Genomic DNA, 20,819 nt, shown 5'->3' on the forward strand with positions numbered 1-20,819 from the left:
CAAAAAAGCAAGATCAGGGCCCTTCGACTTCCTTACTATCCTGAGTACCTAATTTAATTCCGATGACAGTACCAACAATCGCAAAGGCTATACTCAAAGGCACTTCTACAAACCATAAAGGTGGGATAAATAACGTTTGTAATAGTATCGATACAATTACTGTTCCCACTATAAAGCTCAGTAAATATACACTTAGGGCATTATTCCAAGCTTTTACAACATTGCGCTTAGCCAGAACGGTATAGATACCTGCATTCAATAAATAAGATGGTAATAACTGGTATGTAAAATATTTGCCGAATGAGAGTGAAGCTAAGTTATCACTTCCAATTATTAGAGTGATAAAAGTACTTAATACGGTACCTAAAACCAGCATGACTAAAGTGTATTTTACTATCCTTAAACTATTCAATTTGTCTCCATGTATCATGTCACAATCATGATTTAGAAATGATTAACTAGATACACTAACGCAGAACTAAGTTAACAGCTACGATTCGCGTTTAAAATACTCGCCTTATAATGCTTTAAAATAGTGAATCATTCTAATAACCTCTTTTATTTCATAGCAATAAAGAGGTTCCCAGCGAAAGCTTAGTGGCAAACACCACTATAGCAATGAACCTGTGTAAAATTTTGTCTCTTGCTTACTGAATTTAAACTTACATCCTTTAAGGGCTGAACCAAATCTTAAGTTTCTTGGCTTTTCACCTGTTTTAAGTGCTTCATTTGCTTGAGAGATAGATAGCATATTTACTTCTAAGTCAATATAACCATGGCTACAGCCAACCTTTCCTACTTTTATTGAAATAGGATCAGAGTTTTCAATATGCTCGATTACTATATCATCTAATATAAATTTCATAATTCTCTTATGTATGTTGCGTGCCTTATATAATCAGTGCCTTGCAAATTAAACTACAGAACCCAAACTAATCGTGCGATTTAATTATTTTGACCATTTAATGCTTTTTAATAGAATTCCCCTATCACTTTATTTTAGAGGTCAGCCATGAATACACTAACAGCAAATGATGCAAAACGTAATTTTGCTGAGCGACTTTTAAACGCCCAGCGTGAACCTATTAAAATTAGTAAAAACAACGAGGACGCCGTAGAGTTTATGTCTATAAAGGATTTTGAAGAATTAAAAAATAAGAAAGTCGACTATATTAAGCATTGCTTTGAAAACGCAACAAGAGACTTAGCTCAAGGTAATGTAGTTGATGGTAAAGACTTCTTGGATACTTTATAAAACATTATGCAAAAGAGAAGTTACAAAAAATCCAGAAATTGGGCGTAGCTGTAATGACATTTATCCAAATGGTTTTTACTTTCCTATTGGTAAACACACTGCTTATTTTATTAAAGAAGATGGTTTTATAATGATTGTTGCCGTACTAAACCAATCTCAGCTTCCTGAAAACCACTTATAATTGCACCACCTTTCACAAAGCCAACACCTCTCACTGCAAACAGCCATACCCTTTTAATGAAATTTCTTGAGTATTCGCGCCACTTTGGTTTTTATGTTGAATGATCAAACGCGAATCTTGGCTAGTAAAGGTAAAGGTTCCGAGCCAAGGTAGCTGGGCTATGGGTTGCATGTGGTAAAAACCGTTGGCATCAAAGCATATAAATGAGAACTCATGATGTACCGGGGCAAATACGCCATAATCAGCGGTAAATACAGCAATGTTGTCTTGCAGCATAAAGTGTTTCGCTTGCGTGCCCGCTACTAAATACCAAAAGCATATTGCTGTCATTATCACCACCTGTAAGCCGCCGAGTAAAAAGACTGAAAATTTAACAATACGGGTCGATTTACTAGCTTCCATATAAAGGCGCTTTGCTTTGAGTAATAACCAAAGCCCAATGGCAACCATAGTGAGCTTTACAATCATTAGTACTACGCCTACTTGATACATCAGCTTAGGGCTATGCCATTGAATACCAAATGTTTGCGGGATAAACAAGCTATCAATTAAGGGCAGTAAAATGAGTAGGAATGGCAGAATAAGCGCTTTGTTTTTCATTATTTTCTTTTCTCGTGTTCTCACAAAGATAAGAGTTCAATGTTAATTCTTGGACTCTAAAAAAGCAAAAAGGCGCAACCTGAGGTTACGCCTTTTATCGTTCTGGGCAGAACTTAAAATTTACAGTGCAGCGAATACATCGTCTGTTTTAGCAGCACAGATAAAATCATTTTTGTGTAACCCTTTGATAGAGTGGCTCCACCAAGTAACGGTTACTTTGCCCCACTCGGTTAACAGACCTGGGTGGTGACCTTCTTCTTCAGCCATATCGCCCACTTTATTAGTGAACTCAAGTGCTTGCTTGAAGTTTTTAAACTTGTAAACACGCTCTAATTGCATAATGCCGTCGCGCACTTCAGGAACCCAGTCTGGGATCATTTTGATCAATTCTGCTAATTCAGCATCAGATACTTTAGGCGCATCCGCACGACACGCTTCACACTTTTGTGTGCTTAATGAAGACATTATAAATCCTTAACTTGCTAATTTTTCTTTAGGAGGAAACTTTGGCTCATGTAGCCCTAATTCTTTTGCTTTACTCACCAGCGACATGATATCCATTTGTGAAATATCAAATAAGTCATTGATTGAGTTAATGGTGTAGTACACAGGCTGCATAATATCAATACGATAAGGTGTACGTAATACATCAAGCACGTTCATCGCATTGATTTCTGGCTTATCTGAGTACACGTATTGTGTTTCGCCTGGGCTTGATAAAATACCACCACCATAAATTCGCAGACCTTGTTCGGTTTGCATTAAACCAAACTCAACAGTAAACCAGTAAAGGCGTGCTAAATAAACACGATCTTTCTTTTCAGCGGCATAACCTAACTGACCATATTTGTGTGTAAACTCAGCAAATGCTGGGTTGGTAAGCATGGCACAATGACCAAAAATCTCGTGGAAGATATCTGGCTCTTGTAAGTAGTCAAACTCTTCACGGCTGCGAATAAAGGTCGCAACTGGGAACTGCTTGTTTGCTAGTAATCGAAAGAACTCATCAAAATCGATCAGTGCCGGAACAGGCGCAACTTGCCAGCCCGTTGTTTCGAGTAACACTTCGTTGAGTTCACTAAGTTGTGGAATACGATCTGTTGGTAAATTAATTTTCTTAAGACCTGCTAAATATTCATCACAGGCTTTACCTTCTATGCAAGCGAGTTGGCGAGCAACTAGCTCAGACCATATTTTATTTTCTTCTTCGCTCCAATGGATAACCCCATTTTCATCAGGTTGCTTGGAGGTGTAATTACTTGCTTTAGCCATAATAACCTTCTTCGTTAAATCTTGATCAGTATTGATCAGAATCTCATTAACTTGTTAAGCCGATACTATGTAAAAGTAAGCGAAATTTTAATAGTTAAGGCTGTTTCTAAGGTTTGCAGAAACAGCCTTAACGTAAAGTTAAAATTACACTGAGAGATCTAAAGGTTTACACACCACATTTTTAAAGGGATAAAAGCAAGCACTACCGTAAATTTAAAATTACATCCTAACCGATGAATGTAAATGCAGTTTTAAGATCGTTAATAATATCGTTAACATCCTCAAGACCAACTGATAATCGAATTAAGCCATCACTGATCCCAGCAGCTGCTCTTTCTTCAGGTGTATAAGGCGAATGTGTCATCGATGCAGGATGTTGAATGAGGGTTTCAGCATCCCCTAAACTCACAGCAAGCGTGCAAAGCTGGGTGTTATTTATAAATGTTTCGCCATCTTCAAGGCTGCCTTTTATTTCAAAGGCTATGACACCACCAGCGGCTTTCATTTGTGAACCAATAAATTGATGACCCGGATGTGATTTAAGCCCAGGGTAATAAACTTGGCTAACTAACGGGTGTTGCTCTAAATATTCAGCAACTACTTGGGCACTTGCACAGTGGCGCTCCATGCGTACAGCAAGGGTTTTTAAACCGCGATTAATTAACCATGCATCATGAGGACTAATCGTTGCACCAATATCTTTTAGCACCGTCATTTTTATCAGGTTGATATGCTCCTCTGTGCCGCACACAAGTCCTGCCACCACATCACCATGGCCATTTAGGTATTTAGTTGCGCTATGTACCACAATATCAATGCCAAACGAGGTAGGTTGCTGGAGCAGAGGCGTTAAGAAAGTATTGTCGATAACGCTTATCAGTTGATGCTGCTTGGCAACATCAGCAATTAAACTTAGATCAAGCACCGCCATGGTCGGATTAATTGGCGTTTCAGCAAAAATCATTTTTGAATTGGCTTTAACCGCGCCGCGAATTTCAGCCTCGTTGGTCATATCAACAAAAGTAACTTCGATACCAAAGCGCGGCAACATGTGAGCAAAAAATGCAAAAGTACAGCCGTATAACGCGCTTGATGCGACTAGGTGGTCACCTTGTTGTAAAAAGCTAAGCACAGACGCAGACACCGCACCCATACCCGTTGCTGTAGCAGCCGCTGCTTCACAGTTTTCTAATTGAGCCACTTTTTGTTCTAGCTCTTGGGTTGTCGGATTACCCAAACGGGTATAAATAAAGCCCTGCTCTTCACCGGCAAATCGGGCTGCACCTTGGGCTGCATTAGCAAAAGAGAAGGTAGAGGTTTGATAAAGTGGCGCACTCAGTGCGCCATGTGGGTCATTCGGTTTTTCTGGACCATGAATACATTGTGTATGTAAGTGATGCTTAGTCATTGTGTGTTCTCGTTTTTATTATCAGTACTTCATACTCATAAATAAAACGTAGATACCCACAATGCACAAGCATGCCGGATGCTCAGATGGCTAAATATCACTCAGCTGTTTTTATTAACTGTACACAAAAGTTGTCATTTTGTATTTTCGGTCTCTTTGTCGCTCGTACGTGAGGCTATTTTACGGGCAATACTATTGGCGGTTTCTTTTAGCAAGCTGCGCTTATGCTCTAAGCGAGGTAATGGGCGACTAAGCTCCATCGCTTTATACCCTATACGCGCGGTAAAAATACCGGCACTTAGCCCTTGCGCTGCACGGCCCGACAATTTTCCCAGTAATTCAGCGCTTAGTGCCGTTGCAGCTAAATCTGAAACTAACTCTGCACTACCAACAAACAACACTTGCTTCACTAATAAGCGATACAATTTAATACGGCTTGCATAACCAAAACCAATACCGTAAATACGGCCAATTTGCTCAATGAGCTTAGTGCCACGCCATAGCACCGCCATCATATCGACTAAAGCCAACGGGCTTAGCGCAACCAATAAGCCAGACTCAGTGGCAAAACGGTTAATCAGTTTTTTCGCTTGCTGATCTTGGCTGACCAATAAGCTATCGGCGTATAAGGTCATGATTTCTTTATCGGTATGGTGACTTGCTATTTGTTGCTTAAACTCTTCAAACCCTGTAAGCGTTTGATGTTTATTAAGCTTTTCAAGCCACGGCAGTGCTTCTCCTACTTGCTCGCTATTGAGTAAGCGGTCGGCCTCGGTACGATGCAATTGATTACGCTTTAAACTTCTTAGCATGCGGTACTCGCGCCAAATAACACGGGCAATCAGTAGCACACCACTGAGAACAGCCGTTAAATACACCGAACCAAAAATAATTGATTGCTGAAAAGTCACAAACAATGACATTGCAAACTCAAGTAACACTAAAACTAAAAAGCTAACAACAAACACTCCTTTTAGGGTTTGCCATTTCGACTTTTTATACACAGGCTCAAGCTCAATGCTATCTTGCTGATCTTCTTCAGTGTCGATAAATTCGGCGTTTTCTATCACTTTAGCAACTGTTAACTCCTCTGCAGGAGCTTCGTTGCTTGCAGAGCTTGAAATACGGCGACCTGCCTGAAAGTTCATCTCCTTTGGTTGCTCACTCATGTTAGTTTATCTCCTATCAGGTACTGCATGACATGATCTAAACGAATATGCTTTAACCGTTTATCAGGGCATGGCAATGGCGAAAACGATAAGAACTCAAAGCCCTGTTTTGGCCACTCTTGTTTGTTGAGCAGGCGTGACGGTGGTTGCGGTGGTAAATACGTTAGCCATTCTTGCTCGCCTAAAGGCTTGCCATAAATACAAGCTAACTGTTGGCCTTTTTCAGCCACTTGGCGCGGCTCTGTAGCGCAGATAGATGACATTGCCATGGTTTCGATTTGCACGCCTTCGAACTTTAAATGATTCGATTGGTCATGCACGATTGAATCAAGCAATAGCGCTAAGTCTTTATGATATTGCGCACTAATATGATCTGACTTATTGGCCGCAAACAGTAGCTTGTCGATGTTTGGTTTAAACAAACGTTTAAAGAAGCTTGCTTCACCATAATTAAAGTGCGCCAACAATTGGTTAATAACACGGCTTTGCTCATGCAAGGTTTCGCTGCCTTCATTCAAGGCGCTGAGCACATCCACCAGAACAATTTGTCGGTCAAAATGACGAAAATGCTGCTCGTAAAAAGGTTTTACAACCTCTTTTACATAGGCTTTATAGCGCTTTTTAAGATGCGCTAAATTCGACCCTTCGGTTATGTCGTCTGGCACATTCGCAACTGGGAAAAACTGCAGTAGCGGCGCTCCTTTAAGCTCACCTGGCATCAGCATGCGACCAGGTTGCAGCATGGCAAGTTTGGTGTCTTTTTTAAGGCCGACTAATAACTGTTGATAAAGCGCAGCGACATCAGCAAGTTTGCTTTCATCAACACTTGCGGATAAATCAAGTTCAGCAAGGGCTGTTAAAAATGGCTTCGCTTTTTCGTTGCGTGCGGTTTGCTGCAAGAGTGAGTATTGTGATTCACACCAATCAGCAAATGATTGCTCTAGCATTGGCAAATCGAGTAGCCATTCACCAGGGTAATCAATAATGTCTAAATAGAGTGTTGATTGCGGCGCAAAATGACCACGCAGCCCAGAATTACTTTGGTATTTAATTGCCAAACGTAAGGTATTTATACGCTCGGTAGAGGCAGGCCAAGCTGGCTCACCTTCAACAGGTAACAACGCTGATAATGCATTTGTGTATTCAAATGTCGGTATTGTCAGTGCTTGCTGCGGCACTATTTTTGTGGCGATATGACGCTTTTCGCGCATCACATCAAAAAAAGGTAAGTTTTTTTCGTCAGCTTGACTGGTTAAATGTTTAACCAAGGCGGTAATAAAAGCGGTTTTGCCGCTGCCACTTAAGCCTGTAACGGCTAACTTCACGTGTTGATCTAAACTACGGTGAAGGGCTTTTTCCGCTTTATTTTTTAACGAATTAAAGGTGTTCTTTGCAAATGATTGGCTCATAAAGTGTCTAGCACCTTATTTGCGCTGGGTATCACGATGCAAACAAGGTGCGTATATATCCTTTAAAGTTTGTTGATTTCACGGCTAACCGTAAATTCTGTTGATGTGACATAGCGTTCCATCTCTTGTAAACGACCATCAACTCGAGCAAGACGATCTTTTAAGTCTTGCAATGCACGGCGAGGTGGTTCCCCTTTTTGCCATACTTTAAATTTTACTTCAAGCGGGTCTTGGTGAATGCTGTCTGTGCTTTTCTCTGTTTTTTCTGTCGGTTTTTTATCTAAAATAAACCAAGCAGCAATGTAAGCAACAACAATAAATTGACCACCTGATAATAACGCTGCCGAAACAACTAAGATACGTACCAGCCAAAGCTCCATGTTAAAGTAATCACTGATACCTGCACATACACCACCTAACTTGCCACGTTCAGGATCTTTATATAGTTCGCGTTTGATACTCATACTTTACGTCTCCACTGCGGAGCCTCTTGATCAAGTAAGGCTTCTAATGTTTCAACACGCTCTGCCATTTTATCTGCTTTTTGTGCAAGCTCTAATAATTGGCGGTGCTCGTGTTCACTTAAACCTTGGCTCACTTGTTTTTTACTACGGTAATGTAAAATTAGCCAAAGTGGGGCAACAACCACCATAAAAACAATAATCGGTGCCATCAAAACTTCTGCGTCGAACATGGTACTCTCCTGTCAATACGTTATGTGTTTAAGCATTGGGGGACATGCCCCCATTTATTATTTTTTATCTGCTAGTTTTTTCTTAAGCTCAGCTAGCTCATCATCAATCTTTTCGTCTTGCTGAAGACCAGCAATTTCGTCAGCTAATGATTTTTTACCAAGATCATAAGACTCTATTTGTGATTCTAGACCATCGATCTTAGTTTCGTAACGTTCGAAGCGGTTTAAAGCGTCTTCAACTTTAGAGCTGTCGAGTGCTTTTTTAACTTCAAGACGTGACTCAGCTGAGCGTTGACGTAAGATGATTGCTTTTTGACGCGCTTTTGCATCAGCTAGCTTCTCTTGTAACGTGCTCACTTCTTGCTGTAGTTTCTCGATGTGAGACTCTACATGCTCAAGCTCAGTTTCAACCGCTGCGACTGCATCTGCTGACTTTTGCTTTTCAATCAGTGCTGCACGCGCTAAATCATCACGGTCTTTACTTAGTGCTAATTCAGCTTTTTCTTGCCAGTCTGCAACTTGAACTTTTAAAGTTTCAACGCGACGTACTAGCTCTTTTTTCTCAGCAAGTGTTTTCGCTGATGTAGAGCGAACTTCTACTAATGTATCTTCCATCTCTTGGATGATCAGGCGAACCATTTTTTCTGGGTCTTCTGCTTTATCTAAGATGGCATTGATATTAGAATTAACGATGTCTGCAAAACGTGAAAAAATTCCCATAACATTTACCTCTTTGGTGTTTTAACTTAATCAGTTGGTATATCTAGTATCAATATGCTTGCCAACTTTTATAAACTTAGAATAACTTAATATATTCAAACAGTTAAACTAAATTTATAAATTTCTTTAGTTCTAATAGATAATGAAATACACTAGATCTTAGTAAAAATGACTAAGAGTTAGGGAATATGAGCCAATTTCGCCAACAGGATAATTTACTCGGCCAATCTGACAGTTTTTTAAGTGTACTTGATCAAGTTTCGCAACTAGCTAGTTTAGAAAAGCCGGTCCTTATTATTGGTGAGCGCGGTACGGGTAAAGAACTCATTGCTGCCCGTTTGCACTTCTTATCTAAGCGTTGGGACCAAAACTATATAAAGCTTAACTGTGCAGCGCTTAACGAAAACCTGCTCGAAAGTGAATTATTTGGTCATGAAAGTGGCGCATTCACCGGTGCCAGTAAACGCCACGAAGGCCGCTTTGAGCGTGCTAATGGCGGTACGCTATTCCTTGATGAATTAGCCAACACCTCGGCGATGGTACAAGAAAAACTACTACGCGTTATTGAATACGGCGAGTTTGAACGCGTTGGTGGTAAGCAAACCGTTAAAGTCGATACCCGTTTAGTCTGTGCGACTAATGAAGACTTACCAACCCTTGCTGAGCAAGGCGAATTTAGAAGCGACTTACTCGACCGCCTCGCTTTTGATGTGATTACCCTACCCCCACTGCGTGAACGCCAAGAAGATATCATGTTACTGGCAGAACAATTTGCAATTAACATGGCCCGCGACCTTGAGTGGGATCTATTTAGTGGCTTTACGCGTAGCGCCATCGAAACGCTACAATCTTATGAGTGGCCTGGTAATATTCGTGAGTTAAAGAATGTGGTTGAACGTAGCCTCTATCGTCATGGTAACGAACATATTCCCGTTCACCAGATTATTTTAGATCCATTTGCGAGTAAATTTAGACCTAAACAGCGCGTTAAAGCTGCCGTTAGCAGCGCCCCTGTTGCAAACGTCGAAGCTGCGCCTATCGCCACGACACAAAATCAAGACGTTGTGACACTCAATAAGCCCGACATTCAATTTCCTTGTAATTTAAAGCAGCTATCTAACGACTTTGAAATTGATGTCATTAAAAAAGCGCTTGAACATAGCCAATTTAACCAAAAGAAAACTGCAGAACACTTAGAATTAACGTATCATCAATTACGTGGCTATTTGAAAAAATACAATTTATTAGATCAGCAGCAATAGTTAGAGGCTAATCAGGTGTTTAAACCGTTACTTGCTTTGTCTTTGGTGTGCTTAGTAGGCTGCCTAGATAACGAAGAAAAAACCACAGAACAAAAAAACCAGGGCTTAGTCTATTGCGCTGAAGCAAACCCTGTGTCGTTTAATCCACAAGTGACAACGACAGGTTCGACTATCGATATTATCGCCAATCAGCTTTATGATCGCCTGTTAAGTATTGATCCGGTGTCTGCCGAGTTTAAAGCAGAGCTGGCAACTGATTGGAAAATTAGCCCTGACGGCAAAGCAATTACCTTTACCCTGCGTAAAGGGGTTAAATTTCATACCACAAAATACTTTACCCCAAGCCGTGATTTTAACGCTGATGATGTAATTTTTACTTTCAGCCGCTTATTCGACGTTTATAACCCTTATCACTTTGTTGGTGATGCCAGTTACCCTTATTTTCAAAGTGTGGGTATTGATCAGCTTATTCGTCGCATTGTGCGTGTTTCTGATTACCAAGTACGGTTTGAGCTTTATAATGCTGAAAGCAGCTTTTTAGCAAACCTTGCAACCGATTTTGCCGTGGTGTTATCGGAAGAATACGCCATGCAGCTTAAAGAGCGAAACCAAGAAAACTTATTTGACCAATACCCAGTGGGTACTGGCCCTTATGTATATAGAGAATATCGTCGCGACCGTTTAATTCGCTATTACCGCAACCCAGACTACTGGAAACATCCTGTAGCACTTGAACAACTGGTGTATGACATTACGCCAAACGGCACCACTCGCGTTGCGAAAATGCTCACTAAAGAGTGTGATGTGACTGCGCACCCAAGCAGCGCGCAGCTAAGTATTTTATCGCAACGTGAAGACATTAAAGTTCAAAAAGAGCAAAACTTAAATATTGGTTACTGGGCCTTTAATACTGAGCGCCCGCCTTTTGATGATGTACGTGTACGCCAAGCACTCGCCAGCGCCATTGATGTCGATAAAATCATGCAAGCGGTGTATTACGGTAACGGCATTAAGGCACAGTCATTACTGCCTCCAGCTTCGTGGGCATTTGAAGCGCAAAAAGCCATGCCTGAATTTAACCCAGCTCTTGCCAAAACCTTGCTCGCAGAAGCTGGCTACAAAAATGGCTTTGATATGAATATTTGGGCTATGCCGGTAAGCCGTATTTATAATCCAAACGCCCGTAAAATGGCTGAGCTGATGCAAAGTGATTTACGCAAGATTGGTGTAAACGTTAATATCGTCGAGTATGAGTGGAACACCTTCTTACAACGCGTTGGTGAGCATAGACACGATAGTGTGTTACTTGGTTGGGCTGCTGATACGCCAGATCCTGATAATTTTATGAGCCCATTGTTAAGTTGCACCGCAACATTTAGTGGTAAAAACCCTGCCAATTGGTGTCATCCTGAATTTGATTTATTACTTACTCAAGCCCTCGACACCACAGATCTTGAAAAACGAAAACAATACTACAATCAGGCACAGCGGATCATAGTGCAAGAGCTGCCTATTTTGCCGATAGCCCATGGTATGCGCTTTCAAGCAGCAAGTAGTGACGTAAAAGGTATAAATTTAAGCCCATTCGGCGGCATTTCACTAGCTAACGCGAGGAAAGAATAATGATCCTTGATTATATTCTTCGTCGTCTAGCGTTGTTAATGTTTATGATGCTGACGCTGAGTATTTTTACCTTTTCATTGAGCTTTATGTTCCCGGGTGATGCGCTAACTAACTTAAGCGGTATTACTAATAGTACGTTCTCGCAAACCAGTGTGTTAGAGGAAAAGTTTCACTTTACCGACAACTACGTGGTGCAATACTTTGCCTTTTTAGAACGCATTATTCAGGGGGATTGGGGAATTTCTTTTGCATCTGGTGAGAGTGTATTTCAACATATAAAAGACTTATTTCCAGCAACACTCGAATTGAGTCTTTATGCGCTCATTGTATCCGTCATAGTTGGCGTACCAAGTGGTATTTTAGCCGCTGCCTACTACAAACGTTGGCCTGATAAACTGATAAATTCCGGCACACTTTTTGGCTATTCAATGCCCGTTTTTTGGTTAGCATTGTTACTAATTATGGTGTTTTCCCTGCAACTAGGCTGGTTTCCTATGTCGGGCCGAATGGGCCTTCTTTACGAAATAGAACCAGTTACCGGCTTTATACTTATTGATATCTTTTTAGCTGATTTCCCCTATGATGGCATGGCATTTTTAGATGCAATCCATCATTTAACACTACCTACCATAGTACTTGCTATGTATCCGACCACAGTACTAGTTCGCTTTACCCGTGATTCAATGCTGAAAGTACTCGATCAAAGTTATATTAAAACAGCGCGCGCAAAGGGCTTAAACCGTGCGCAGCTGATTATTCACCACGCTCTGCGTAATGCGCTGCTACCGGTGATTAAACAAATAGGTCTACAGTTTAGTACCTTGATCACCCTTGCGATGATCACCGAGGTTATTTTCTCATGGCCGGGCATTGGTCGTTGGCTTATCGATAGTATTTATCAGCGTGACTACCCTGCAATTCAAGGTGGCTTACTCGCTGTTTCTATGTTCGTTATTTTAGCTACCATTATTGCTGAACTCACTTATACCTTATTCGACCCATTATCGCGGAACCAAGCACATGGCAAAGTTTAATTTATTCTCTGAAGAGTCGAATAAATCGCCGTTAGCGCGATTTTGGAAGAAATTTAAAACCAATCACCCTGCCCTTGTCGGCTTATGGTTGTTTATTGCTTTAGTGTTACTGGCAGTGTCTGCACCACTCCTTGCACCTTATGGCGTGAACCAGCAACACAGCGATGCACTGCTATTACCGCCATCGTGGCATGATGCAGGTGACGTACGCTTTTTATTAGGCACCGACGATTTAGGCCGAGATGTATTGTCACGTTTAATGAATGGTGCAACTTACACCTTTGGTTTATCGGTTGTCGCAGCTTTGATCACCACAGTGATAGGTGTGTTAGTGGGCACCTTTGCAGGAATTAGCAAAGGTATTCGCTCAAGCTTTTTAAATCACTTGCTTGATATTACCTTATCAATTCCATCATTATTACTGGCCATCATTATTATTGCGATTCTTGGCCCTGGCTTAATGAATACAGTATGGGCGATTATATTAGCCTTATTGCCTCAGTTTATTCACTCGGTGCGTAACTTAATTGTCGAAGAGCTGAACAAAGATTACATAACAGCATTCAAGCTTGATGGCGCATCCAATTGGCATATTCTTGCTCGTGGTATTTTTCCGAACATTTACGAGCATATTGTGGTTATTTTTACCATGGCGCTTTCTACTGCGATTTTGGATATCTCGGCACTTGGCTTTTTAAAATTGGGCGCCCAGCCCCCCACCACAGAATGGGGCGCTATTTTGGCTGAAAATCTAGGTTTAATTTACCTTGCCCCTTGGACTGTTGGCTTACCAGGCGTATTATTATTTTTAGCAGTGCTGTCTACCAATTTAGTAGGTGACGGTTTACGCCAAGTGCTTAAAGAACGTAAGGCCGACTAATTATGCAATTACTCGATATTCGTAACCTCACTATAGAGTTACGCACTTCAGATACCGTGATTCGTGCGGTGGATAGAGTCAGCATGACCTTAAAAGAAGGCGAAGTACATGCTTTGGTTGGTGAGTCTGGCTCAGGTAAAAGCTTAATTGCAAAAGCCATTGTTGGAGTTTTAAACAAACGTTGGCATATCACTGCAGACCGCATGCATTGGCGTGGCGTGGATTTAATGCGCTTATCTAACGAGCAACGCCGTAAACTCGTAGGTCAAGACATTGCTATGATCTACCAAGATCCAAGCCGCTGCCTAGATCCAACTGCCAAGATATTCGACCAAATTGCCGAGACCTTACCTGAACAAGCAACCAGTGGTTTTTTCTTAAAACGAAACAGACAACGAAAAGACAGAGTAAAAGCGTTAATCCACAAGGTTGGTATTAAAGACCATAAGAAGGTGCTAGACAGCTACCCTCATGAGCTCTCTGAAGGTATTTGTCAAAAAGTGATGATTGCCATGGCCATTGCGCGTACCCCAAAACTATTGATTGCCGATGAGCCAACTACCGCTCTTGAGAGCACCACGCGTGCGCAGGTATTTAGACTGCTAAAAAGCTTAAACCAGCTAAAGAACATGTCGATTTTGATGATCTCTCACGAGCTTGAGGAAATTGTAGAGTGGTCTCATGGCATGCATGTTTTATACTGCGGTCAGATGGTTGAAGCTGGGCCGACTAACAAAATTTTTAGCCAGCCGCGACATCCTTATACCCAAGCACTGTTAAAAAGTTTGCCTGATTATGAGCAAGGGCTTGCTCACAAAGAGCCGTTTTATGCTTTAAAAGGCACCATTCCAACTTTACAACATTTACCTATTGGCTGCCGCTTAGGCCCACGTTGCCCACAAGCACAAAAAGAGTGTGTCGTTACCCCGAAATTGACCAAGCATCATAGCCAGAGTTACGCCTGTCATTTCCCATTAATTAAGGCGATGAAATAATGCAGCCCCTACTCAAAGTTCAAGCATTATCAAAGAGTTTTAATTTACGTGCCGGTTTATTTTCACGTAGAAGCTTTACTGTATTAAAAGATATTTCGTTTTGCTTAGGGCAAGGCGAGACGATCGCCATTATTGGCGAAACTGGCTCAGGTAAAAGTACTCTCGCCAAATTGCTTGCTGGGGCTGATAACGCAGATAAAGGGCAAATTCTACTTGATGGCAATATCATCGAAAATGATGGCTTGCGTGATAACGACTGTCGCCATATTAGGTTGATTTTCCAAGACTCTGAAGCGTCTTTGAATCCAGGTTTAACCATTGGCGATATGCTCAATGACTGTTTACAGTACAACACTGATTTAAACAAAGAAGAGCGTGAAGATAAAATAAAGCAAACCCTCGCAAAAGTGGGCTTGCTTTTAGATCACCAGCACTATTACCCGCATATGTTTAGTAGTGGTCAATTACAACGTATAGCGCTTGCACGGGCTTTAATTTTAGACCCTAAGGTTGTCGTGCTCGATGAAGCGTTATCGTCCCTTGACCCGTCTGTACGCGCACAAACGGTAAACTTATTGCTACGTCTACAAAAAGACACAGGCCTGAGCTATGTACTTATTACGCATCACCTAAGTTTGGTGCGTCATATTAGCGACCAACTTGTGGTACTTGATCACGGTGAGATTGTTGAATACGGCCAAACCGAAGCGATTTTCCAAGACCCCCAATCGGTGGTAACGCAGAAGTTGTTGAACTGCTGATAGTGAGCTGTCAGCTATCAGCCGTAAGCTGTCAGTTTGATTCGGCGTTAAAACGCCTCCTACTGACTGATTCGATCACTCCCCTTGCAGCTTTACTCATATCAAAACTTTTTATACATCCCTTGGCTTTGTGGTGCGACAAACTTGTAGCCAAGCTTTTCGTAAAAGCCAGGTTTGTCAGCGACCATAGTGACGTAACTACCTTCATAAGCGGCAGATTCTATGTAGCGGTCAACATGTTCCATAATGACACGCCCTAACCCTTGCCCTTGATATTCAGGTGATACAGCAATATCAACCACTTCAAAATTACAGCCGCCATCACCAATAACGCGGCCCATGCCAATCAACTCATCGTTTTTACGAATACAAATAGCATAAAGAGAGTTTGGTAACCCCGCCTTTGCAGCCGCTAATGAACGTGCTGATAAGCCAGCTTTAAGGCGCATATCACAGTATTCTTCTGCGCTTGGTAGCTGCTCTATTAGACTGTACTCCATAAAAGCTCCTTATAACTTGCATTACCTTTAACGTTAACAAAAAAGGCGCCAGTAGGCGCCTTTTATTTAACTCAGTTTGCTAATTATTCAGCAGCTTGAGTCGCTTTTGGTACTTGCACTTCAGCTTGTGCTTTTAGTGCTGCAATAAATACCATGTAGTTTTTATTCACTTGAGCCATCGTGATGTTTTGCTTTTGTTGCTCATTAATCTCAACTTCAGTCGCTGGATTAACTGCTTTTAGCGCAACAATTGCCGCATCGCCATTGTTTAGGTCAACAACTTCAACCTCTGGTGCACCTTGTGGGTGAGCCATTTTGAAAGCTTGTTGAACAATAGCTGGTGACACTGTGTAAGCTTGACGAGCAAGTGCAGCTTCTTGGCGTACTGTTAGGCCTTCAGCTTGTGCAACTTCGTTTAGGCTCTTACCAGCTTCGATCTCAGCGTATAGAGTGCGTGCTTTTTCTTTAGCAAGCTCCGATGCTTTTTGTGAAACTAACGTCGCCTTAATTTGCTCAGACACATCTGCTAGTGCTTTCGTAGTCGCAGCTTTGTGATCGTTTACACGAACAACAACAGCATGTTCATCACCTACTTCAATTACTTCTGAGTTCATGCGATCTTCTAACACTTCAGGTGAGAAAATAGCAGTAACAACTTGTGGGTTGTTTAGCGGCTCAGGTAATGCATTGCGAGTCACAAGTTCTGTTTTCTGCACTTCAACGCCTGCTGCTTCTGCTGCATCAATTAAAGTATCTGAAATTTCGAACGCAAGCTCACCCATTTGAGTTTGCTTTTCATAGAACGCATTAATTTTCTTAGTACGCTCAAGTTCAGCACGAAGCTCATCTTTTACGTCAGCATATGGTTTAACTTGCTGTGTTTGAATATCAGTAAGCTTGATGATGTGATAACCAAACTCTGATTCTACAACGTCAGAAATGTCGCCTTTGTTTTCAAGAGCATAAGTTGCATCTTCAAACGCAGGGTCCATCATGTCACGTTCAATCCAGTCTAGATCACCGCCCATTTCTGCACTCACTACATCATCAGAAGATGACTCAGCTAGCTCAGCAAAATCAGCACCGTTTTGTAACTGCGTTAGTAGCTCTTCAGCTTTCGCTTTTGCTGCATCATCGTCTTCGCTGTTATCAATTAAGATGTGCGATACACGACGTTTTTCAGGCTCAACATATTGGGCACTGTTTTGATCATAGTAAGCTTTGATATCTTCTTCTGAAACACTTGAATCAAGCGTTAAGCTCGCTGCATTTAAGTCAATGTAGCTTACAGACACTTGCTCTGGTGCTAAGAATTGCGGTTGATTCAACTCATAGTAATCAGCAATTTCTTGCTCTGTTACTTCGATACCAGCTTGTAATGATTCTTTAGCAACAACTAAGTAATCAATACTGCGCGTTTGCTGTTGTAGAGCAACGCTGTTGTTTAATTCATTTTCTAAGATGAAATCTGTACCAGCAACGGCACCCACTAATTGGCTGCGTGTCATATCTTCACGTAAATATTCACGGAAAGCATCTGGTTGGAAATTCATTTGACGAATAACTTGTAAGTAACGGTCGTTGCTAAACTGGCCGCCTACTTGGAAGTAAGGCATTTCTAAAATTGCTTTACGAACACTTTCGTCGCTTACACGAAGACCTAATTCTGCCGCTAGTTGAGTTTGCAATTCTTGTTGTACTAAACGGTCGATTACGCCTTGGCGAATTTGTGCCATGTAATTTGGATCAGCAGCGATTTGTGCGAAGTATTCACCAAATTGTTGTTCTAAACGGTTACGTTCGTTTTGGTATGCACGGCTGAATTCGGTTTGGCTAATTTTAACTCCATTTACTTCTGCAACGGGTTGCTCTGTGGTTTGTCCTAAATAACCACCGATCCCAGCTAAAGCAAAAGATAAAATCACCGCGCCTAAAATAATTTTGGCTGCAGGTCCCTGCGAACCTTCTCTGATTTTCTCAAGCATTTATCTATCTCTATTCTGATCAGGTACAAATTAACCCTGCTCATGTAAAAAAAGCGTATCTTACCAGATACGCTTTTTCACTTGAAGTAACTGGTGATAAGTTACCTAAATTCAATTTAAGTGTGATTAGGTATCTCTCACCAACTAATCTTTAATGATTAGTTTACTGCGTCTTTCAGCGCTTTACCTGCTTTGAAAGAAGGAATGTTTGCTGCAGCAATCTGGATAGTCTCACCAGTTTGCGGGTTACGACCTGAACGCGCTGCACGCTCACGTACAGAGAAAGTACCAAAGCCAACTAGCGCTACTGAATCGCCATCTTTAAGAGCGCCTGAAACAGCCTCGATGAATGAATCTAGTGCACGACCTGCAGCCGCTTTAGAAATGTCAGCGTCAGCTGCGATTTGATCGATTAATTGAGATTTATTCACAATATCATCCTCTTTCATTGTTATTATCAAGAGCGATTGTTTTTATAAAAAATAACATCACTGTTTTGAAAATTTATGAGCAAATTAAGTTTATGCTCAGTTTATTATATTTTTCTCAACCCTAGGCCACATAAGGCCTAGGCTTGAAAACTAGTGCTTAACTTATCATACCCTTTGTATTTGAAAAGCCCCTAAATGCACTTTTTTGCGGTTTTTTACTGGTTTTTTTCAGTTTCGACAGAAAAACTCTCTACTGGGTGCTTCAAAGCCAGTTTTAAAACGTCATCAATCCATGTAACTGGGTGAATTTCAAGGCCCTCTAATACGTTGTCTGGGATCTCTTTTAAGTCACGTTCGTTAATTTTTGGAATAATTACGGTTTTAATTCCACCACGATGCGCTGCCAGTAGCTTTTCTTTTAAGCCACCAATTGGTAATACTTCACCACGTAATGTGATTTCACCTGTCATTGCTACATCTGAGCGCACTGGATTACCCGTTAAGCTCGATACCAAACCAGTTACCATGGCAATACCAGCACTTGGGCCATCTTTTGGTGTTGCACCTTCTGGCACGTGAACATGAATGTCACGTTTCTCATAGAAGTCGCTATTAATGCGAAGTTTTTCAGCACGATTACGAACAACCGTCATCGCAGCCTGAATTGACTCTTGCATTACATCACCAAGCGAACCTGTGTAAGTTAGCTTGCCTTTACCTGGTACAGCTGCTGATTCAATAGTCAGTAAATCACCACCTACTTCAGTCCACGCAAGACCCGTTACTTGGCCAATACGGTCACCGTCTTCAGCTTTACCATAATCAAAGCGTTGTACGCCTAAGAACTCTTCAAGGTTGTTATCGTCGATAAGGACCTTTTTAGTGTCTTTATCAAGCAGGATGTTTTTAACTGCTTTACGGCATAGTTTTGACACTTCACGCTCTAAGTTACGAACGCCCGCTTCACGTGTGTAGTAGCGGATAATGCCAATAATTGCGCTGTCAGCAATTTCAACTTCATGCTCTTTTAAACCATTGCGCTTAACTTGTTTTGGAATCAAGTGCTGTTTAGCAATGTTTAGCTTCTCGTCTTCGGTGTAACCCGAAAGGCGAATAACTTCCATACGGTCTAATAACGGACCTGGGATATTAAAGCTATTTGATGTTGCCACAAACATCACGTCAGATAGGTCGTAATCAACTTCTAAGTAGTGATCAGCAAAATGGCTGTTTTGCTCAGGATCAAGTACTTCAAGTAATGCTGATGCAGGGTCGCCACGCATATCTGATGACATCTTATCGATTTCATCTAATAAGAATAATGGGTTCTTTACACCAACTTTAGTCATATTCTGGATTAACTTACCAGGCATAGAACCAATATAAGTACGACGGTGACCGCGGATTTCCGCTTCATCACGAACGCCACCTAATGCCATACGCACATATTTACGACCTGTAGAGCGTGCGATTGACTGACCTAGTGAAGTCTTACCTACACCAGGAGGACCGACTAAACATAAAATTGGGCCTTTAAGCTTATTAGTGCGTTGTTGCACCGCTAGATACTCAATAATACGCTCTTTAACTTTATCTAAGCCGTAATGATCACTATCTAAAATCTTTTGTGCGCCAGCTAAGTCTTTTTTCACCTTAGAGCGTTTTTTCCAAGGTACATTGATTAGCGTATCAATATACGAGCGCACGACGGTTGCTTCCGCCGACATCGGCGACATCATTTTTAATTTAGATAACTCAGCGTTTGCTTTCTCTTGCGCTTCTTTAGGCATACCAGACTCTTCGATGCGTTTTTTAATTGCTTCGAATTCATCGGGTACATCATCAAGTTCGCCAAGCTCTTTTTGAATCGCTTTCATTTGCTCGTTGAGATAATACTCACGCTGCGACTTTTCCATCTGCTTTTTCACGCGAGTACGGATTTTTTTCTCAACTTGCAGTAAGTCAATCTCGCCTTCCATCAGCGCCATTAAGTATTCAAGACGCTCAGTCACATCGGCAATCTCAAGCACTTTTTGCTTTTCAGGTACCTTAAGCGGCATGTGTGCTGCCATGGTATCAGCAAGACGCGCAGCTTCATCAATGCCAGACACAGAAGTAAGTACTTCAGGTGGGATCTTCTTATTAAGCTTTACATAGCCTTCAAATTGGCTAATTGCGCTGCGAATAAAGATATCTTGTTCTTGCTCGTCGATATGGCTTGATTCGATGAACTGTGCTTCAGCCACAAAGAAATCATCGTTATCTAAAAACGTTTCAACGCTTGCACGTTGTGTGCCTTCAACAAGCACTTTAACGGTGCCATCAGGTAACTTTAATAACTGAAGTACTGTGGCAATGGTGCCAACACGGTAGATATCATCTTGCTGCGGATCATCAACAGAGGCGTCTTTTTGCGCCACTAGGAAAATTTGTTTGTCCTTGTCCATCGCCGCTTCTAGGCATTTTATTGATTTTTCACGACCAACAAATAGCGGGATCACCATGTGTGGATAAACCACTACATCGCGCAGTGCCAACACGGGGATTTCGACTCGATCTGTTCTCTCAAGCGTCATTATATTCTCTTCGCACTTCATTTATTTTAAAGATTACTCAAGTATATGGGGATATGTAAGGGAA

Annotated in this window: 22 protein-coding genes; 7 read left to right on the forward strand and 15 right to left on the reverse strand. The window is 41.5% G+C overall.

The annotated features are described in order from the left end of the window. Positions 1–13: 13 nt before the first annotated feature. Positions 14–412 (reverse strand): hypothetical protein, encoded by a 399-nt coding sequence (locus AOG27_RS11285; protein WP_152967142.1) that lies wholly within the window; start codon positions 410–412, stop codon positions 14–16. A gap of 198 nt (positions 413–610) precedes the next feature. After that, positions 611–865: a hypothetical protein gene (locus AOG27_RS11290; RefSeq protein ID WP_054553129.1), complete on the reverse strand. Its 255-nt coding sequence runs from the start codon at positions 863–865 to the stop codon at positions 611–613. 147 nt (positions 866–1,012) lie between these two features. Between AOG27_RS11290 and AOG27_RS11295 the strand changes: the two genes are divergently transcribed. Next, positions 1,013–1,255, forward strand: a complete 243-nt coding sequence (locus AOG27_RS11295) for a type II toxin-antitoxin system prevent-host-death family antitoxin (RefSeq protein ID WP_054553130.1) — start codon at positions 1,013–1,015, stop codon at positions 1,253–1,255. A gap of 211 nt (positions 1,256–1,466) precedes the next feature. Here AOG27_RS11295 and AOG27_RS11305 read toward each other — a convergent pair whose 3' ends face one another. From AOG27_RS11305 to pspA, 9 genes are all read right to left on the reverse strand, one after another. Then, a complete protein-coding gene (locus AOG27_RS11305; protein WP_054553131.1) occupies positions 1,467–2,036 on the reverse strand; it encodes a hypothetical protein in 570 nt (189 codons plus the stop codon). 120 nt (positions 2,037–2,156) lie between these two features. Further along, complete coding sequence (locus AOG27_RS11310; protein ID WP_036969771.1) at positions 2,157–2,501, reverse strand: 4a-hydroxytetrahydrobiopterin dehydratase; 345 nt, start codon at positions 2,499–2,501, stop codon at positions 2,157–2,159. A 9-nt stretch (positions 2,502–2,510) separates the two neighbouring features. Next, positions 2,511–3,308: a phenylalanine 4-monooxygenase gene (gene phhA / locus AOG27_RS11315; RefSeq protein WP_054553132.1), complete on the reverse strand. Its 798-nt coding sequence runs from the start codon at positions 3,306–3,308 to the stop codon at positions 2,511–2,513. A gap of 226 nt (positions 3,309–3,534) precedes the next feature. Then, positions 3,535–4,716: a methionine gamma-lyase gene (gene megL / locus AOG27_RS11320; RefSeq protein ID WP_054553133.1), complete on the reverse strand. Its 1,182-nt coding sequence runs from the start codon at positions 4,714–4,716 to the stop codon at positions 3,535–3,537. Positions 4,717–4,850: 134 nt separating this feature from the next. Continuing rightward, positions 4,851–5,885 carry a TIGR01620 family protein gene (locus AOG27_RS11325; protein WP_054553134.1) on the reverse strand — a complete coding sequence of 345 codons (1,035 nt, stop codon included), beginning with the start codon at positions 5,883–5,885 and terminating at the stop codon, positions 4,851–4,853. Beyond that, positions 5,882–7,294: a YcjX family protein gene (locus tag AOG27_RS11330; RefSeq protein ID WP_054553135.1), complete on the reverse strand. Its 1,413-nt coding sequence runs from the start codon at positions 7,292–7,294 to the stop codon at positions 5,882–5,884. The genes AOG27_RS11325 and AOG27_RS11330 overlap by 4 nt, the downstream gene beginning before the upstream one ends. Positions 7,295–7,356: 62 nt before the next feature. Continuing rightward, on the reverse strand, positions 7,357–7,758 hold the full coding sequence (gene pspC / locus AOG27_RS11335; protein WP_054553136.1) for an envelope stress response membrane protein PspC: 402 nt from the start codon (positions 7,756–7,758) through the stop codon (positions 7,357–7,359). Continuing rightward, complete coding sequence (gene pspB / locus AOG27_RS11340) at positions 7,755–7,988, reverse strand: envelope stress response membrane protein PspB (protein ID WP_036969793.1); 234 nt, start codon at positions 7,986–7,988, stop codon at positions 7,755–7,757. Before pspB ends, pspC begins: the two co-directional genes overlap by 4 nt. A 57-nt stretch (positions 7,989–8,045) precedes the next feature. Beyond that, positions 8,046–8,708 carry a phage shock protein PspA gene (gene pspA / locus AOG27_RS11345; RefSeq protein WP_054553137.1) on the reverse strand — a complete coding sequence of 221 codons (663 nt, stop codon included), beginning with the start codon at positions 8,706–8,708 and terminating at the stop codon, positions 8,046–8,048. 188 nt (positions 8,709–8,896) lie between these two features. Between pspA and pspF the strand changes: the two genes are divergently transcribed. Genes pspF through AOG27_RS11375 form a run of 6 tightly spaced genes read left to right on the forward strand, consistent with a single transcriptional unit; the run spans position 8,897 to position 15,263 of the window. Then, complete coding sequence (pspF, locus tag AOG27_RS11350; RefSeq protein ID WP_054553138.1) at positions 8,897–9,970, forward strand: phage shock protein operon transcriptional activator; 1,074 nt, start codon at positions 8,897–8,899, stop codon at positions 9,968–9,970. 15 nt (positions 9,971–9,985) lie between these two features. Continuing rightward, complete coding sequence (locus tag AOG27_RS11355) at positions 9,986–11,593, forward strand: ABC transporter substrate-binding protein (RefSeq protein WP_054553139.1); 1,608 nt, start codon at positions 9,986–9,988, stop codon at positions 11,591–11,593. Further along, complete coding sequence (locus AOG27_RS11360) at positions 11,593–12,627, forward strand: ABC transporter permease (RefSeq protein WP_054553140.1); 1,035 nt, start codon at positions 11,593–11,595, stop codon at positions 12,625–12,627. The genes AOG27_RS11355 and AOG27_RS11360 overlap by 1 nt, the downstream gene beginning before the upstream one ends. Then, positions 12,614–13,507 carry an ABC transporter permease subunit gene (locus AOG27_RS11365; RefSeq protein WP_054553141.1) on the forward strand — a complete coding sequence of 298 codons (894 nt, stop codon included), beginning with the start codon at positions 12,614–12,616 and terminating at the stop codon, positions 13,505–13,507. The genes AOG27_RS11360 and AOG27_RS11365 overlap by 14 nt, the downstream gene beginning before the upstream one ends. Before the next feature lie 2 nt (positions 13,508–13,509). After that, positions 13,510–14,502, forward strand: a complete 993-nt coding sequence (locus AOG27_RS11370; protein ID WP_054553142.1) for an oligopeptide/dipeptide ABC transporter ATP-binding protein — start codon at positions 13,510–13,512, stop codon at positions 14,500–14,502. Then, positions 14,502–15,263 (forward strand): ATP-binding cassette domain-containing protein, encoded by a 762-nt coding sequence (locus AOG27_RS11375; RefSeq protein ID WP_054553143.1) that lies wholly within the window; start codon positions 14,502–14,504, stop codon positions 15,261–15,263. The genes AOG27_RS11370 and AOG27_RS11375 overlap by 1 nt, the downstream gene beginning before the upstream one ends. A gap of 101 nt (positions 15,264–15,364) precedes the next feature. On the opposite strand, the gene AOG27_RS11380 is transcribed toward AOG27_RS11375, so the two are convergent. From AOG27_RS11380 to lon, 4 genes are all read right to left on the reverse strand, one after another. After that, positions 15,365–15,763, reverse strand: coding sequence for a GNAT family N-acetyltransferase (locus AOG27_RS11380; RefSeq protein WP_054553144.1), 399 nt, complete (start codon positions 15,761–15,763; stop codon positions 15,365–15,367). A gap of 83 nt (positions 15,764–15,846) precedes the next feature. Next, positions 15,847–17,748, reverse strand: coding sequence for a peptidylprolyl isomerase (gene ppiD, locus AOG27_RS11385; protein ID WP_054553145.1), 1,902 nt, complete (start codon positions 17,746–17,748; stop codon positions 15,847–15,849). A gap of 158 nt (positions 17,749–17,906) precedes the next feature. Beyond that, positions 17,907–18,197, reverse strand: coding sequence for an HU family DNA-binding protein (locus AOG27_RS11390; protein WP_175580427.1), 291 nt, complete (start codon positions 18,195–18,197; stop codon positions 17,907–17,909). Positions 18,198–18,394: 197 nt separating this feature from the next. After that, complete coding sequence (gene lon, locus AOG27_RS11395) at positions 18,395–20,755, reverse strand: endopeptidase La (RefSeq protein WP_054553146.1); 2,361 nt, start codon at positions 20,753–20,755, stop codon at positions 18,395–18,397. Positions 20,756–20,819: the final 64 nt, after the last annotated feature.

This window comes from Pseudoalteromonas lipolytica, from assembly GCF_001306915.1.
Classification (GTDB): domain Bacteria; phylum Pseudomonadota; class Gammaproteobacteria; order Enterobacterales; family Alteromonadaceae; genus Pseudoalteromonas; species Pseudoalteromonas simplex.